General features: G+C 48.3%; 15 protein-coding genes and 1 tRNA gene. 11 read left to right on the top strand and 5 right to left on the bottom strand.

Going from position 1 to position 15,543, the window contains the following annotated elements:
- Positions 1-130: 130 nt before the first annotated feature.
- Positions 131-364 carry an acetone carboxylase gene (locus HMPREF3016_RS11375; protein ID WP_080972538.1) on the bottom strand — a complete coding sequence of 78 codons (234 nt, stop codon included), beginning with the start codon at positions 362-364 and terminating at the stop codon, positions 131-133.
- A 50-nt stretch (positions 365-414) separates the two neighbouring features.
- Positions 415-906 (bottom strand): DUF3099 domain-containing protein, encoded by a 492-nt coding sequence (locus HMPREF3016_RS09895; RefSeq protein WP_050749203.1) that lies wholly within the window; start codon positions 904-906, stop codon positions 415-417.
- Between the two features lie 208 nt (positions 907-1,114).
- Here HMPREF3016_RS09895 and HMPREF3016_RS09890 point away from each other — a divergent pair, with 208 nt between their 5' ends.
- The 6 genes from HMPREF3016_RS09890 to HMPREF3016_RS09865 all read left to right on the top strand — a co-directional run bounded on the left by HMPREF3016_RS09890 (position 1,115) and on the right by HMPREF3016_RS09865 (position 6,170).
- Complete coding sequence (locus HMPREF3016_RS09890) at positions 1,115-1,831, top strand: beta-ketoacyl-ACP reductase (RefSeq protein ID WP_037230899.1); 717 nt, start codon at positions 1,115-1,117, stop codon at positions 1,829-1,831.
- 69 nt (positions 1,832-1,900) lie between these two features.
- On the top strand, positions 1,901-2,644 hold the full coding sequence (locus HMPREF3016_RS09885) for an SDR family oxidoreductase (RefSeq protein ID WP_048752191.1): 744 nt from the start codon (positions 1,901-1,903) through the stop codon (positions 2,642-2,644).
- An 86-nt stretch (positions 2,645-2,730) separates the two neighbouring features.
- Entirely contained in the window at positions 2,731-3,516 is a 786-nt protein-coding gene (locus HMPREF3016_RS09880) for an ABC transporter ATP-binding protein (RefSeq protein ID WP_048752190.1), read from the top strand.
- A 62-nt stretch (positions 3,517-3,578) separates the two neighbouring features.
- A complete protein-coding gene (locus HMPREF3016_RS09875; RefSeq protein ID WP_080972539.1) occupies positions 3,579-4,451 on the top strand; it encodes a TrmH family RNA methyltransferase in 873 nt (290 codons plus the stop codon).
- A gap of 166 nt (positions 4,452-4,617) precedes the next feature.
- The gene (locus HMPREF3016_RS09870; RefSeq protein WP_004004643.1) at positions 4,618-4,875 is read left to right on the top strand and encodes a type B 50S ribosomal protein L31; all 258 of its coding nucleotides are present in this window, start codon (positions 4,618-4,620) and stop codon (positions 4,873-4,875) included.
- Between the two features lie 161 nt (positions 4,876-5,036).
- Positions 5,037-6,170 (top strand): LCP family protein, encoded by a 1,134-nt coding sequence (locus HMPREF3016_RS09865; RefSeq protein ID WP_004004644.1) that lies wholly within the window; start codon positions 5,037-5,039, stop codon positions 6,168-6,170.
- A 100-nt stretch (positions 6,171-6,270) separates the two neighbouring features.
- On the opposite strand, the gene HMPREF3016_RS09860 is transcribed toward HMPREF3016_RS09865, so the two are convergent.
- Both HMPREF3016_RS09860 and pepN read right to left on the bottom strand, forming a co-directional pair.
- On the bottom strand, positions 6,271-7,500 hold the full coding sequence (locus tag HMPREF3016_RS09860) for an HIRAN domain-containing protein (protein ID WP_070450205.1): 1,230 nt from the start codon (positions 7,498-7,500) through the stop codon (positions 6,271-6,273).
- Between the two features lie 218 nt (positions 7,501-7,718).
- Positions 7,719-10,391: an aminopeptidase N gene (pepN, locus tag HMPREF3016_RS09855; protein ID WP_048752187.1), complete on the bottom strand. Its 2,673-nt coding sequence runs from the start codon at positions 10,389-10,391 to the stop codon at positions 7,719-7,721.
- 203 nt (positions 10,392-10,594) lie between these two features.
- Between pepN and HMPREF3016_RS09850 the strand changes: the two genes are divergently transcribed.
- A tRNA-Leu gene (locus HMPREF3016_RS09850) sits at positions 10,595-10,680 on the top strand.
- 135 nt (positions 10,681-10,815) lie between these two features.
- Here the strand turns inward: HMPREF3016_RS09850 and HMPREF3016_RS09845 are convergent.
- Complete coding sequence (locus tag HMPREF3016_RS09845; RefSeq protein WP_048752185.1) at positions 10,816-11,898, bottom strand: 2,3-butanediol dehydrogenase; 1,083 nt, start codon at positions 11,896-11,898, stop codon at positions 10,816-10,818.
- A gap of 589 nt (positions 11,899-12,487) precedes the next feature.
- On the opposite strand from HMPREF3016_RS09845, the gene HMPREF3016_RS09840 reads away from it, so the two are divergent.
- From HMPREF3016_RS09840 to HMPREF3016_RS09825, 4 genes are all read left to right on the top strand, one after another.
- The gene (locus tag HMPREF3016_RS09840) at positions 12,488-13,447 is read left to right on the top strand and encodes an L-lactate dehydrogenase (protein ID WP_004004648.1); all 960 of its coding nucleotides are present in this window, start codon (positions 12,488-12,490) and stop codon (positions 13,445-13,447) included.
- Between the two features lie 121 nt (positions 13,448-13,568).
- Positions 13,569-13,844, top strand: a complete 276-nt coding sequence (locus HMPREF3016_RS09835; RefSeq protein WP_004004649.1) for a hypothetical protein — start codon at positions 13,569-13,571, stop codon at positions 13,842-13,844.
- An 84-nt stretch (positions 13,845-13,928) separates the two neighbouring features.
- Complete coding sequence (gene recO / locus HMPREF3016_RS09830; protein ID WP_048752184.1) at positions 13,929-14,696, top strand: DNA repair protein RecO; 768 nt, start codon at positions 13,929-13,931, stop codon at positions 14,694-14,696.
- 61 nt (positions 14,697-14,757) lie between these two features.
- The gene (locus HMPREF3016_RS09825; RefSeq protein ID WP_048752181.1) at positions 14,758-15,540 is read left to right on the top strand and encodes an isoprenyl transferase; all 783 of its coding nucleotides are present in this window, start codon (positions 14,758-14,760) and stop codon (positions 15,538-15,540) included.
- Positions 15,541-15,543: the final 3 nt, after the last annotated feature.

Here is a 15,543-nt window from a genome sequence, read left to right as displayed (position 1 = left end):
AAAAATAGATGTGTATATAGAGACGGTGGTGTACCTGTATTACTTATGGTAGGGGAGAACGCTCGGACAATACAGTGATATGGCGCTTACGTCCCTATCTCTAACTATGGCTGAAATAGAGTTTATGAAGCTAGGACTTTTGGGGAAACGGTAGGGTCTGTTTCCAAAGCTCCCTCTCCCGTAAATAATTCTCAAGCCAATGAACGTGCTCATGACAAGCCAACCAGATCTTGCGGCGCTCAGGAGTGTGGACCTTCGGGTTATTCCAGAGAATCTGGTATGTTGCCTCGTTGTGGCAGCCTTTACGTGAACAAATATCCAAGCTAGGGGAGGAGCTCCCCGCTAAAGAGCCCAGAAGATCCACTGACACCTCCATCTTTATATTGCGCGTAACGGTATTTATACCTGTTGAAACTATATTTCAGAAATATCTATGACATCAGTCCGATTATAAGGCGATGAAGAATCCGCATCTTGTGCGTAGCAATGAGAGTTCTCAGAGGCGTCGGACTCATTATCTGCAGTAGATGTATTCGACGCTGCTCCTGTTTCTAAAGCTCGCCGATGATGCTCAGGCAAATAGGCAGTAAATCCACTCGATTCCTGTTTTGACTCACCATTCGCAAGTACTACGGCCACCCAAGGCAACAGTACTGCACCTGCGACGCATATCCAGCGCAGGGTACCATCTGTAAATACAGCGCCTACAATACAAACTACACGAATCGCCATTTTGAGGATGTAGTCTCGAGCACGTTTATCTACACGCTCCGATAACGGAGCAGAAGCATTACTGATTTCGTATGTCACTAAAGAGTCTTCAAATCGTTCTGCGACATCAACTGTAGATAAGTAGTAACCATGGGCCGCGAGGTCTTCGGCTGTCCAGTGCTTTTCAGCAGTCATTGACACACCTCCCTCAGAATTACAGTAACGAACTCTCTATGATAGACGTTTTAGCTTCGATTCACACGGTGGTAATTACCTGTACTGATTAGTCTAAACCTTCTATTCCTTATGGTGTTAAGTGTTGCAAGAACAGATGCTCACCACATCATATAGATAACGGGCTAGAATAGGTATGACCAGTAACCCCAAATTTATAGGGAAAATAATGAGTGATAACACCCCCAAGACCGTTCTTGTTACCGGTGGTAATCGTGGTATCGGCTACAAGATCGCGCAGGAGTTTAAGGCATCAGGGCACAATGTTTGTGTGACCTACCGTAGCGGGGAAGCGCCCACAGAGTTCTTTGCTGTTAAAGCTGACGTCCGAGACGCAGACAGCATTAATGAAGCTTTTAAAACTATTGAAGCGGAATACGGTCCTGTAGAAATCCTTGTGGCGAATGCGGGTATTACTCGTGACATGCTGCTTATGCGCATGAAGGAAACGGATTTCATGGATGTTATCGATACCAACCTCACTGGTTCTTTTCGTGTAGCACAGCGTGCGATCAAAGGTATGATCAAACTCAAACGAGGCCGTATTATCCTCGTCTCCTCTGTTGTAGGGCTATATGGTTCTCCAGGACAGGTTAACTACTCATCGTCTAAAGCTGCTCTTGTTGGTATGGCTCGTTCCATCACCCGTGAGCTCGGAAGTCGAAATATTACGGCAAATGTTGTAGCACCTGGATTTATTAACACCGATATGACCGATAGCTTGCCTGAGGAAACTAAAGAGAGCTACCTGAAAACTATCCCGGCAGGACGTTTCGCTGACCCTGCTGAGGTAGCACGGGTTATTCGCTGGTTAGCTTCGCCAGAGGCAGATTATATCTCAGGCGCCGTTATCCCTGTAGACGGTGGTCTAGGTATGGGACACTAGGTTCTTCCTATCACATGCCATAAACGTCTTACTTTCAGAAAGCACAGAACAACCAACAAAGGAAAATGTATGTCACAGCTCGCCGGTAAAACCGTTATTATCACAGGGTCTTCACGAGGTGTAGGTGCAGATACTGCCCAAATCCTAGCGGCTCAAGGGGCAAACATCATAGTTAACTATCGCTCCAAAGCCCCTCGAGCCAATAAGGTCGTCAAAGCTATCGAAGAAGCTGGCGGACACGCGACCGCCGTACAAGCAGACGTAACTAAGCCTGAAGACCTCACAAACCTTGTGAATGTTGCTATCGAAACCTACGGCTCCTTGGATTATCTCATCTTGAATGCATCGGGCGGTATGGAAGCTGGTATGGGTGAAGACTACGCAATGCGTCTCAACCGAGATGCACAGCTTAACCTTGCACGACTTGCAGCTGAAAAAATGCCCAACGGAGGACGCATCGTCTTCGTCACCAGTCACCAGGCACACTTTATCCGCGAAGTTGAAACCCTGGCAGAATACCAGTCGGTTGCAGAGTCCAAACGAGCAGGGGAAGATGCGCTCATCGCCGAAATACCTGCGCTCACTGAAAAAGGAATTTCACTTGTCGTCGTATCAGCTGACATGATTGAAGGAACTGTGACTGCAACTTTGCTTAACCGCCTGCATCCTGGGGCTCTCGAATATCGTCGAGAGACAGCAGGTAGGCTCTACACTGTCAACGAGTTTGCCCATGAGGTAGCTGCCATGGTTACCGCAGATGTTCAGACTGGACACATTGAGCTGGTCGGTGGAGCCCGCGGGTTCATCGATTAGAAGTACGTATAGAGCGAAGAAGCAGGATCCCAAAGGGTTTGCTCCTTCCCACATAGGTAGAGATCATATCGTAGAAGAGAATAACCATGAGCACTGTACTTAATCTTCAAAACGTGAGCGTCATGCGCGGCGGTCGCAATATTCTCGATAACGTTTCCTGGATTGTCAATGAAGGCGAACGTTGGGTTGTCTTGGGTCCAAATGGTGCCGGAAAATCAACACTTTTATCGGTCGCAGCGGCGCGTTTGCACCCCACAGTCGGACAAGTAGAGATCTTAGACGAGACTCTCGGCTCCGTTGATGTCTTTGAGCTTCGCCCGCGCATCGGGTTGTCCTCGGGAGCAACCGCCACACAGATCCCTGACCGAGAGAAAGTTTCTGATGCTGTCATGACGGCCGCGTATGCTGTTTCAGGACGTTGGAAAGAGGAATACGACGCCCTTGACAGCGATCGCGCCCATGAGCTTCTTCAAGACTGGGGCGTAGATGCTTTGGCAGAGCGTCAATTCGGTTCACTTTCCGATGGCGAGCGCAAACGTGCTCTTATCGCACGCGCTCTCATGACCGACCCCGAACTCCTATTACTTGATGAACCTGGGGCCGGTATGGATATCGCTGGACGCGAAGATTTGGTAGAGAGGCTTACAACACTCGCCGTTGATCCTTACGCACCGGCTACTGTACTCATCACACACCATCTTGAAGAAATTCCTGCAGGCTTCACACACGCTCTCATGCTCCGCGACGGTCGTGTGGTAGCATCTGGACCTATCGTTCAGACCATCACAGAAAATAATCTTGCATTAACATATGCGATGGATCTAGCTTTAACAGCCACTTCTACAGGGCGCTACAGCGCTTTTAAACGCTAAGCTTTATCCTGCTCCCACCATACATACGTGGTGGGAGTAAGTTTTGACCCAGTAGTATCTTTATGAAGAAGAAACAATTATCACCCCAAGAACTGCAAGCGCGGGCAGAACGAGTGTACGCAATATCGTCTGTGGTGCCATTAGCTCAAGCGCCTGAACAAACACTTCGTTATTATACCCACCTAACTGATGTGAGATTACGTTCTGCCCTCGAACCTGACTGGGGTATTTATATTGCGGAGTCATCAAAAGTGGTACGGCGTGCTTTACATGCAGGACACCGTCCCCTCTCATTCCTTATGAGCGAGAAATGGGCAGATGATCTTTCCGATGTACTGACGAAGTATAGTAATATTCCTGCCTTTGTAGGATCGGAAGAAGAACTTGAACGAATAACTGGCTTTCATCTACATCGCGGAGCTTTAGCGGCAATGGCGCGCCCTGCTCCTCAAACCGTAGAAGATATTATTTACGGGGCTCACCGCGTCGCAATCCTAGAAGATATTGTTGACCACACGAATGTTGGGGCTATATTTCGTTCCGCAGCGGCTCTAGGCGTAGACGCAGTGCTAGTTACTCCACGATGCGCTGACCCGCTGTATAGGCGCTCTATCCGCGTTTCTATGGGAACTGTATTTCAAGTACCTTGGGCCAGAATTACCCGCTGGCCAAAAGACCTGGAAATTCTACACGAGCACGGATTTGAAAGTGCCGCACTTGCACTAGATGAGGACTCTCTTACCTTGGGGCAACTTTCAGCACGCCAGGATAAGAAGTTAGCTTTAATCCTAGGAACAGAAGGACACGGACTCTCACCGCATACATTGGCGCAGACAAAACACACGGTTATGATTCCCATGACCCACGGCGTCGATTCTTTGAACGTGGCAGCTGCGTCAGCTGTTGCGTTTTGGGAAACGAGGCTGCGTTCGTAACAACAAGCCCTCTAAGAACCTAGCGTTACCTCTTTAAAGGTGGTATCCTTGGTGGTTGGCTGTGCATTTTAAGCCGGTCTATGGTGCGCTCTGCGTGCATCGTAAAACCTACTCCATCTATTTAGGGTTACTGGCAAAATCCAGTGACAGAAGAAGGTAATTAAGCATGAAGGCAGATATCCACCCGGAGTACCGTCCGGTACTATTCCGTGACCTTGCATCCGGTAAAGTTTTCTTGACTCGTTCCACGATGACTTCGGATAAAACCGAGAAGTGGGAAGACGGTAACGAATACCCCATCGTTGAGGTCGAGATCTCCTCTGAGTCGCATCCGTTCTACACCGGTAAGCAGCGTATCATGGACTCCGCAGGTCGCGTCGAACGCTTCAACGCACGTTTTGCAAACTTTGGTAAGAAAGCGTAAAACGTAGAATGCAATAAAGAACACACCCCGTAATATAGATTAAAAATCTGATACGGGGTGTGTTTTTATTTTCTACCGTTACAATGTGAAGGTAACTCACTTTGTAGCGGTATTCTTATGCGGGTTATGCCGTTATCACATCACTCGAAGGAAACAAACCCATGAGCGAAGCGCTCGCTGAAAAACCCCGTCGAAAGACTCTTAAACGGGTGCTAATTATTCTTGCTATCCTTATTCTTACTCTTATCATCGGAGTGGGGATTTACCTGTGGAGCATTGGGCATACCTGGGACTCCAAGACTCAAAAATTTGATTCCATTACGAATTCACAAGGAGATTTAGACTCTTTAAGAAAAAACCTGGGAGACCCGAATAATGATCCAAATATTGTGGGTCCCGATGGTAAAACGGCAGATTCTCTTGCTAATGACCTTGACAAGAATGGTAACGGAATTCTTGACTCCTTAGAGGGTGGTAAGACGCGTCAGGTCGTAAAAGGCGAAGGAACTAATATTCTTCTTCTTGGTAGCGATCAACGTTCAGGGCAAGAAGCTGCAACAGTTAGTGGGGCTCGGGCAGATACTATTATGCTGATGCACATTCCTAAAAATGGGGAAGGCGTTTATTTAGTTTCTATCATGCGTGATTCGTGGGTAAGTATCCCCGGGTATGGAAACGCGAAGGTGAATGCAGCTCTCAACTATGGAGGCATTAGCTTACAAATTGAGACCATTGAACAACTAATTGGTGTCAAGATTGACCATGTAGCAGAAATAGACTTTGATGGGTTTAAAGGGCTTACTAACGCTCTAGGTGGCGTTGATGTTCAAGTTCCTTTTGCTTTCCAAACAGGCGTTTGGAACTTTACACCGGGTACCATGCATATGGATGGCAGCACTGCTTTAGCGTTTGTGCGTGAGCGGTATTCCTTTGCATCGGGTGATTATCAGCGTGTACGTAATCAACGTGCATATTTACGTGGACTCTATACGACCATCCAAAAACAGGGGTTTTTGGGTAACATCACTAATTTTAAGAATATGGTGGATGCCTTTAGCGGCTACGTCAAGGTTGATAGTGGTTTAGGCTCTGGTGAGATTCTTCGGATTGCGGCACCTGTCATTAATGGTGGTTCGGCTGCTTTACATATGACGACACTTCCTAACGCAGGCCCTGGCTGGTCTTATGATGGTCAATCAATCATTATTATTAATCAGCCTGCTGTTGATTCGTTGACGGAGGCTTTGAAAGCTGATCGTATGCAGGATTTTATGAATACTTATGGGTCTGACTAGGTATGTCTATATACGGTCTATAGATCCTGCAGATAAAATTTGGGGTAGTCAGCACGTCAGATACTGTGCTGACTACCCCAAATTTATCCGTATAACGCTATTAATGTTGCACGTGTGTTCTAGCTGGTATAGGAGTTACGGTAACAGTCTGGGATGCATGTTCTTCAGCAGCCAGTCTGAGTAACCGACGACCAAAATACAGAGCAACCGAGTAGAGAGCTCCGCCCATAATTGCTATGAGGACTCCAAGAAGAACACGCCAAATTGCAATTGCCAAGCCAACTATAAGAAGGGTTATACCTATAATTTTGACGAGGGTAAGCAAGCGCGTGTGTTCTTCAGGAAGATCATCGAAAGATACGGGTTTAGCTGCTTTCTCTGGGATAACTTCGTGTGCCGTGATCGCCTCGCTGACTCCGTTTTTTCCTGCAACAGAGGTGATAAATCCGCGAATCTTCTGAGGAAGAATATGCTTCCCTTGAGTGTTTTCCGCTTCAGCTGGGACAAAAGCATCAGGAACCTCATACTTCTTGGCCTCAGGTAGGAGCTCAGGTACATCGTTGGGTAAATCTTTGTACCACTGTTCTGGGATATTCTCTGACCGCACCGCCTGAATAGTTAATGAAAGCTCGAGCCTGTTACCACGTATCGTGCCCCAGACATTGGTGAGTTTGTCATGTTTCGCAGCATGTTCAATGACAGGAATAAACTGTTCTGATATTTGGGAGCTTAAACGTCCTACATGGGTATCCTCATGGAAAACTTCTACCGAACTGACCATGTGCCCATCTGGGTTTTTAACCTGTTGTACTTCAAGTCTTAAAATTACCCGTCCTTCACCTGTCGGCGGCAAAATACTGTGAAGATATTCAGCGTGTCCACTCTCGTCAAGCACCTTGATTGAAGGACCTTGAGGAAGAATAGCTGCTCGCGCTGAGGCATGGTTGAGAGGAAACAGCAAGGTCGGTGACGACAGAAAGAGTTTTCCTACACTTTTAATGTGCGGTCCGCTATCAGCTCGTAGAGCAATAGCATTGAGTTGCAGCTGTGCTGTAGGAGAGAAACCGGAAGCAACAACGCGGGTAATCGCGTTCCAATAGTTTGCAGAATCGTCACGACTTAAACGTCCCACTTTATGATCCCCAACGTATACAGCAATGCTGTTTGCCTCGTAGGGGTTATCAGGTTCTGGAACAAGGCGAGCCTTGCCTTGCCAGGACTGTTCACGGTTGACATGGAGCTCTTGAAAGACTTGTAGAGTCTCAGCCTCATAGTAGTTGTCGGTGACAATTGTGAGGGTTCCACGGTCGCCGAGAGCATAATCGACCAAAGCAAACTCCTTAGGTGGTGATGAATATGTTCTAATTCTCTCACGTTTTTGGGAATAACTAGTACCCTACACGTAAAGTAACTTTTGGGTGACGTTTAAGGAATTGATGAATGTGGTCAAAATCTTGCTTCACGTTAATGAAACCTATAGATAGGCTACAGCCCAGTACAGCGGCGTGAAGAAGAGATACTGTACCAGGCTGTAATGCCTAGAAAGTGCTAGTCGGATAAAGAACTATTGAATTGCTGACCGATCATATTCCGATGCGCATTATCTTGTGCCTCCAAAATGAGCCGACGTAGTGCGGAGGGGGCTGATGGATTCTTGCGTAACCATTCTTGGGCTAGAGCAACTGAAGGATTATCGCTAACCCCGGTTCCTTCAGCGGATCCGTAATTGTAGAGCGAACGAGGGTATAAACCGCGAACTATACGAGTGGCCATACCAATGGAACGGGTGTCCCACATTGATAGGAGCGAATCGAAGAAAGGCTTATAGTAAGGAGTTCGCAGCCCAACATCCCCTCGCAAGAAACCATTTGCTGTTGAGGTCAAGGCGTCGTTGGATAATGAAGAATCTTCCATGATGCGTTTATAAGCGGCTGCTTTGTGGTCGGCATCAGGAATAGCCGCTATCGCATATGCGTAGCCATTCTTTGAGATTGATGACGGATTATACTGTGCAGCTCGGTCTAAATCAGCAACAGTAACAAGGTTACGCCCCGCCAGGGTACCCAAAGCACTCCACCCAAGATTCTGATCGTAGGGGATACCAGTCGCATCGGCAATATCTCCCACAGTATCTTCAAAAGCCCCTCGGGCGATATCGCGGCAGAGATCTTCACCTTGAGTTGAGTAGGAAGAAATAGAGATAAGCCCCCGAAGCAATATGAGCTGCGTATCGGAGCCAGGTTTGGCGGCAGCGAGCGCTTTCGAGAAAGACTCATAGAGAGCATCATACAAAGGCTGTCGAGACTTGGGGGCACCAAAATTAGTAATAGCGTTTTGGCTGTTCGACACCATACTTCCCAAAAGAGATGCACTGCTCTCACGGGATACGTTCCGTACTACCGCGTCTACGAAAGTGGCAACGGGAAGTCTGGCATCGCGCACGCTTTCCCAGAGAGACCCCCAGATAAGACCGCGAGAAAGAGATGATTCAAGAGTGGATACTCCTGCAATTGCCGCTTGAAGACCATCCTCATCGGTGAGCATGATTTTTGCGTAGGTGTGGTCTTCTGCATTGAGCATAAGTAAGTCAGCTTCACCTACAGTCTTCTTATGCTCTTGGGGCAAAGAGACACGATACTCTGCGATAGGATCGGCAGGGTATTCAAGGGAGAGAGTGCCTGTTGAGACAAGTTTTCCTTCTTGAAGGATAAAAGTTTCAAGCTTTACCACATGCGGGCGACCGATACCGGCTGGCTGAGTGTCGGGTAGCTGCTGAGTGAGGTACAAATCCTGGAGCTTACCATCTTCGCGGTAGACACGTCGAGTACCGAGGGTAGATAGACCAGAAGTCTGTAACCACGCTTGAGACCAGGTCTGCATATCGCGACCTGAAACCTCATTAAGTACATCAAGGAAGTCTTGAAGTGAGGTGTTCCCCCAAGCAAAACGTTTGAAATAGACGCGTGCCGCTTCGATAAAGGTATCAAAGCCTACATAGGAAACAAGCTGCTTCAAGGTGGAGGCACCCTTGGCGTAAGTTATGCCATCGAAATTTTGGGCTGCAGCTTCCAAATGAGGTATATCCGCGACAATGGGATGCGTCGTAGGAAGCTGATCTTGCAGATATGCCCAAGATTTACGGTGATTCGCGAATGTTACCCAAGCATCGTTAAAACCATTAGCTTCGATAGCACCTAGAGCACCCATGAAATCAGCAAATGACTCTTTAAGCCAGAGATCATCCCACCATTTCATAGTGACAAGATCTCCAAACCACATATGTGCCATCTCATGGCAGATAGTGTTTGCGCGACCTTCAAGATCATCTTCGGTAGCACCAGAGACAAAAATGAAATCCTCAGTGAATGTTACGAGACCGGGGTTCTCCATCGCGCCGATGTTATATTCGGGGACGAACGCCTGTTCGTACTTCGGGTAAGGGTAGGGATAGTCAAAGAGATCCTGGAAGAAATCTAAGCCGTTCTTAGTGACTCGGAAGATATTATCGTAGTCAAAATGGGGTTTTAGAGAATGGCGGCAGTACGCCACTAAAGGAATATCGCCGCTGTTAGTAATACTCTGGGGTTTATAGGTATCGGTGACTGTGAAGTATTCACCTGCTAACACTGCGGTAATGTAGGTAGAAATTCGCTCGGTAGGAGCAAAAACGCGCTTAACGATATTTGAGTCAGTCGGGTCGGACACCTCAGATTCTAGAACCCCGTTCGAGCTGACAACCCAGTCTCGTGGGGCTGTGATTCGGAAATTAAAAACAGCTTTCAGATCGGGTTGCTCAAAGTTGGGGAATACACGACGGCAATCGGCGGGCTCATATTGGGTGTAAAGATATACACGCCCATCCGAAGGATCAATATAGCGGTGCAGACCTTCTCCCGACCGTGAATAGTATGAACGCCCGTGAACAGTAAGTTCGTTTTCCTCGGCAAGCTCGGGCAGCATGATGCGTGAGCCATCAACAACCTTGTTGAGGTCAAGCTGCGCGCCATTAAGCCTAACAGAATCGATAGAGTGGTGAATATAATCAATGAAAGTCTGGGCACCAGGCTTATGGGATTTAAACTTAACGGTTGTAACTGTAGGGTATGTCTCGAAATTTTCATCCTTGGCATGGGTCAAATCAAGGTGAACATGATATGAGTCTACGGTAATGAGCGCTGACCGTTCTGCAGCTTCTTCGCGTGAGAGGTTCTCGTTATTCATAGTTTCTATTCTAAACTCTCACATGCAGTACTTCATGGACGTGACCCGAACACTGTACTGTATGTTACTAGAAAGGAACATGGGGAGTACTAAATGTTTAAAAGTGACGGATAACACGTTATATAGATTTGCCTGCTTGTACTTGCCAACCGTATAGTATTACTTGTTGCTTTGAGCAGGCAAAGCCCTCTCAAAGGTAACCTGCGCGGGTGGCGGAATAGGCAGACGCGCTAGCTTGAGGTGCTAGTCCTCGTATTAGAGGGTGGGGGTTCAAGTCCCCCCTCGCGCACATTATAAAGGGTCTCTGATAAACATCAGAGGCCCTTTTCTATTTCACTTTTCCGCAAATAATTGAGCGCCCTATACTCTGACAGACAGAATATAAGGCGCTCGCGACTTGCCTGTAAGGCTACAAGAAAGTTACCTAGGGCAAAAGCTGCGGATCGGTAGTGACGAGGATCTTTACGGCAGTCTCGTTGTGGTTAATCAACGTATCAAATCCCTTGTCAATGAGGTCTTCAAGAGGAATCCTGCCAGTAATGAACGGCTTGAGGTTAATCTTGCCTGACTCTACAAGCTTGATAGTTTCCGGGTGGCTGTTCACGTATGCAATGGTTCCTCGAATATCAAGCTCCTTAAGCACGACCTTCTGAACATCCAACGATGCTGGTTTACCCCAAATTGATACGATCACGGCTTTACCGGTAGGCTTGAGTGCATCCAGAATGAGGTCTAGTGCAGGCTGTACAGAGGTGCATTCAAAGGCTACGTCTACACCCTTATCATCGGTCAGCTTATGAATTTCTGCTAGGACGTCAACCTCAGCAGGGGAGAAGGCATAGTCTGCAACTCCAGAATCCAATGCTTTCTGACGGCGTAGCGAGGACAGCTCAGAGATAATGACCTTCGCCCCCTTAGCTTTAAGTACGGCGGAGGTAAGCAGGCCAATGGGGCCAGCACCAGTAACTAGCGCAAAGTCACCGTCTTTGATTTCTCCGGCGCGCTCAACTGCATGATAACCGACACTCAAAGGCTCAATCAGTGCAGCTTCATCTAACGGAAGGTCTTTAGAGATCTTGTGAACCCAACGGCGTTTTACAGATACCTTCTCTGATAGTCCGCCTCCACGGCCAGCAAGACCAATAAAGTTCATGTTCTTAGAAAGATGATAGGTCTTCGAATTTGGGCCGACATCTACAGAGTCTGCAATAATGTATGGCTCAACCACAACATGATCTCCGACTTCAAGATCGGAAATGCCTTCGCCTAAAGCTTCTACGATGCCTGAGAATTCGTGACCAAGGATTACAGGAGAATCTTCTCCTGAGATTGGATGCGGATGCCCATGTTTAGGGCAGAAAATAGGTCCATCAAGATACTCGTGCAGATCAGTGCCACAGATACCACACCATGCTACTTTGACCAACACTTCACCGGGTTGTACTTCGGGGGTGGGTATGTCCTCAATGCGAATGTCATTACGGTCGTAAAAACGAGCTGCCTTCATGGGATAGACTCCTTTACCTTTGAGGCTCTATATGATGCGCCTAATGCTGAATACTCTGTTGTTATCACGCAAACCGACCTGTTACAGCACTAGGTTAGTTAAGCGCAGGCTCGATAGCCTACATCTATAACGCTACTCTTCCATGCCAATGTTTACTAGGAAATATAGAAAAAATACTTTATATGACATAAACGTGTAGTTTCAGCCCAAATATCGTATAAACCCACCAAAATTACCAAACTTGTAGCCCACTACCAGACAATGTACGAAAACTACTCTTCGCAATAGTATTCTAGCTGTGAGTTCCTCTAGATATGTTTGGGCTTGGGAGGTTCCTTGCCCCCCCCCCAGAAATAAGGGTTAAATTATGTGATATTAATCAAAAAGTCGTAAAGCCCTTATATGGCTTCTTGGGAGAAAAATATGGTCTTCTAGTAAAAACTCACATAAAAAATCGTGAAAAGAGCAACTAAACCAACATAAACCCCAAAGAACAAGGCATAATAGATAATGGGAACTTCAGAAGACACTCCGTGCTTCTGCCCACATATCAGACAAATCAACAACCCCAAGACAGGGCGGCGACCCAATGAACAACGTAAAATCTACCACTAAACTCGGCATCATCGGCGCAGGCGGTGTCGGATCTGCAACCGCATACGCAGCAACCCTACGTGGCTCTGCAAATGAAATCGTCCTTTACGACATTGACGGCAAACGAGCACACGCTGAAGCCCTCGATATCGCCCACGGTTCTATGTTCGCCCATGAAGCGCAGCTCACCGGCGGAGACGACCTCGAAATCCTGCGTGACTGTGACATGATCATCATTACCGCAGGTGCCCGCCAAGAGCCCGGGCAGCCCCGCCTCGAACTCGCAGGAGCAAACGTACGCATCCTCGAAAAATTACTGCCAAACCTCATGGAAATGTCACCCAACGCAATTTACATGCTGGTTACCAACCCCTGCGACGTACTCACTGTTGTCGCCCAGAAGATCACCGGGCTACCCTCACACCGAGTACTATCCTCCGGTACCGTACTCGATTCTTCTCGACTGCGCTGGCTCGTCGCCAGCAAAGCCGGAGTCTCCATCAAGAGTGTTCACGCAAATATCATTGGCGAACACGGGGACTCGGAGTTCCCTGTCTGGTCGGCAGCTAACATCGGCATGGTACCCCTCATTGACTGGGAATACAACGGCACCAAAGTATTTACTGAAGAAGTACGTGCAGAACTAGCGCACGAAGCCATGCGTGCAGCATACAAAGTCATTGAAGGTAAAGGATCCACCAACTACGCCATCGGTGTTTCCGCGGCACGAATTGCAGAAGGCTTCCTCCGAGATCAGAACGCCGTACTGCCAATCTCCACCATTGCAGCAGGCGAACTCTACGGCTTCAAAGACGTAGCACTGTCCCTACCCTCCGTCGTAAACTACGAAGGCGTACAGCGAGTCCTCAGCGTTCCCATGAACGACGAAGAACACAATAAGCTACGCGCCTCCGCAGAAGCAATCCGCGCATCCCTGGAAACCCTAGGATTCTAAAGAACATTCCTAAAACACCCTTCTAAACGCGTGCCCAAACACACTGGGTACGCGTTTGTCATACCTTCACAATATGACACTCTCCAACCACAATAGCCATAAAAGATAGTAGACTAGACACATGAGCACTGACCCCCGCACCGAACTCACTCGTCTACTCGACGCCCTCGAAACACACCTTGACGCCGTCGCCCACCGCACCCGCGAACACGACCCCGTAATCGACGAAGCCTATGTCGAAATTGCAAACGCTTTTGAAGCCTACGAAAATGCCCTCTTCGAAGTACATAACGAAGTAACACCTCTTAGCGTCTACGGAGATGACGACGAAAACTTCGACGAATTCCTCACCGACACCGACGACGAAGACGACGATATCGAATACGAAAAAAACTAACCACACAACCAAACCCTCAGGCCCCGCATCCTAGCCACCCGCCAGAATGCGGGGTTTCTCTTCACACACCACAAACATAAAACCATGAGCACCCCAAAACACCTCCGAGACCACGCCCTCGTCCTCCGCGCCCAAAACCTAGGCGAAGCAGACCGCATCATTATCATGCTCACCCAAAACAACGGAGTCATCCACGCCGTTGCCAAATCAATCCGCAAACCAAACTCAAAATTCGGTGCTCGGCTAGAACCCTACATGCACACCGACCTGTCCTTCACCCGAGGCAAAACAAACCTCCACACCATATCCCAAGCCGCAACCATACATGCCTATACAGCGACCCTCATGGGTAACTACAACGCCTACACCGCCGCAAACACCATCGCTGAGGTCGCAGAAACACTTAACACCAACAGTACCCCCCACGACACCAACCCACACTACCACCTCACTCACGGAGCAATCGCCACACTAGCTCATAACAAACACACACCACAGCGCATCCTCACAAGCTATATCTTACGTGCCATGAAACTCGCAGGCTGGCTCATCTTCACTGCCACCTGCACACACTGCAATCAACCCATCACCACTGGGTACCACCCAGCAGGCACACGTGGCATAACAGGAACCCTCTGCAAAACTTGCGCCCACCAAAATGACACCCCCACAACACCCATAACACCCACCGAATACAACTACATACAAGCTCTCTATAAAGGGAACTGGGACACTATAGATAAAGCCTCACCTCTCACTGCACGCAAAATACTCAACCTCACCCTACACACCACCCAAAACTACCTCGAAACCCCCCTCAAGACCCTCACCTACCTCGAACTAGAAACCTAAAAAACACCATCAAACACGGTAAAATACTGTATTAACACACCATCAACCCGGAAAGAATCCCATGCCACAAAAACCACCGGCACACCCCTCCGGAACAACTCCACCACCCATACCCAAAAAATTCATTCCTCAACACGTTGCTGTTGTCATGGACGGCAACGGACGCTGGGCCAATGAACGCGGACTCCCACGCAATGAAGGACACCGAGCAGGCGAAGCAGCCCTCCTCGATATCGTTGCAGGAGCCATAGAAATGGGCATACCCTATATCAGTGCCTATGCCTTCTCCACAGAAAACTGGAAACGCTCACCCAGCGAAGTATCCTTCATCATGCGGTTCTCCACCGAAGTCCTTAACCGACAACTCGAAACCCTCAAATCCTGGGGAGTACGCATCCGCTGGGCAGGGCGCCGCCCCAAACTCTGGAAAAACGTTATCTCACAACTCGAACAATGCGAACGCGAAACCATCAATAACACCACCTGCACCCTCACTATGTGCGTTAACTATGGAGGACGCGCAGAAATCGCAGACGCAGCCGCAACCATTGCACAAGACGTACAAGCAGGCATCCTCAAACCCTCATCTATCACAGAAAAAACCTTCCAAAAATACCTCGATGAACCAGACCTACCAGACGTCGACCTCTTCCTCCGATCATCAGGCGAACAACGAATATCCAACTTCCTCCTCTGGCAAAGCGCCTACGCCGAATTCGTCTTCATGAACGTACTCTGGCCAGATGTAGACCGCCTAACCCTCTACGAAGCCGTCGAAGAATACGCCAGCCGCGACCGCCGATACGGAGGCGCCACCGACAAAATTCCTAACCCCAAAAACTAACAC

Source organism: Rothia sp. HMSC065D02, assembly GCF_001815285.1.
Classification (GTDB): domain Bacteria; phylum Actinomycetota; class Actinomycetes; order Actinomycetales; family Micrococcaceae; genus Rothia; species Rothia dentocariosa.
The sequence above is the reverse complement of the archived record's forward strand: the minus strand, read 5'-3'. Positions and strand labels throughout refer to the sequence as shown.

Excerpts from the sequence above, each read along its gene's own strand:
- HMPREF3016_RS09845 (WP_048752185.1), bottom strand. The coding sequence starts at position 11,898 with ATGAAGGCAGCTCGTTTTTACGACCGTAATGACATTCGCATTGAGGAC.
- HMPREF3016_RS09890 (WP_037230899.1), top strand. The coding sequence starts at position 1,115 with ATGAGTGATAACACCCCCAAGACCGTTCTTGTTACCGGTGGTAATCGT.
- HMPREF3016_RS09885 (WP_048752191.1), top strand. The coding sequence starts at position 1,901 with ATGTCACAGCTCGCCGGTAAAACCGTTATTATCACAGGGTCTTCACGA.
- pepN (WP_048752187.1), bottom strand. The coding sequence starts at position 10,391 with ATGAATAACGAGAACCTCTCACGCGAAGAAGCTGCAGAACGGTCAGCG.
- HMPREF3016_RS09825 (WP_048752181.1), top strand. The coding sequence starts at position 14,758 with ATGCCACAAAAACCACCGGCACACCCCTCCGGAACAACTCCACCACCC.
- HMPREF3016_RS09865 (WP_004004644.1), top strand. The coding sequence starts at position 5,037 with ATGAGCGAAGCGCTCGCTGAAAAACCCCGTCGAAAGACTCTTAAACGG.
- HMPREF3016_RS09840 (WP_004004648.1), top strand. The coding sequence starts at position 12,488 with ATGAACAACGTAAAATCTACCACTAAACTCGGCATCATCGGCGCAGGC.
- recO (WP_048752184.1), top strand. The coding sequence starts at position 13,929 with ATGAGCACCCCAAAACACCTCCGAGACCACGCCCTCGTCCTCCGCGCC.
- HMPREF3016_RS09895 (WP_050749203.1), bottom strand. The coding sequence starts at position 906 with ATGACTGCTGAAAAGCACTGGACAGCCGAAGACCTCGCGGCCCATGGT.
- HMPREF3016_RS09875 (WP_080972539.1), top strand. The coding sequence starts at position 3,579 with ATGAAGAAGAAACAATTATCACCCCAAGAACTGCAAGCGCGGGCAGAA.
- HMPREF3016_RS09870 (WP_004004643.1), top strand. The coding sequence starts at position 4,618 with ATGAAGGCAGATATCCACCCGGAGTACCGTCCGGTACTATTCCGTGAC.
- HMPREF3016_RS09835 (WP_004004649.1), top strand. The coding sequence starts at position 13,569 with ATGAGCACTGACCCCCGCACCGAACTCACTCGTCTACTCGACGCCCTC.
- HMPREF3016_RS09880 (WP_048752190.1), top strand. The coding sequence starts at position 2,731 with ATGAGCACTGTACTTAATCTTCAAAACGTGAGCGTCATGCGCGGCGGT.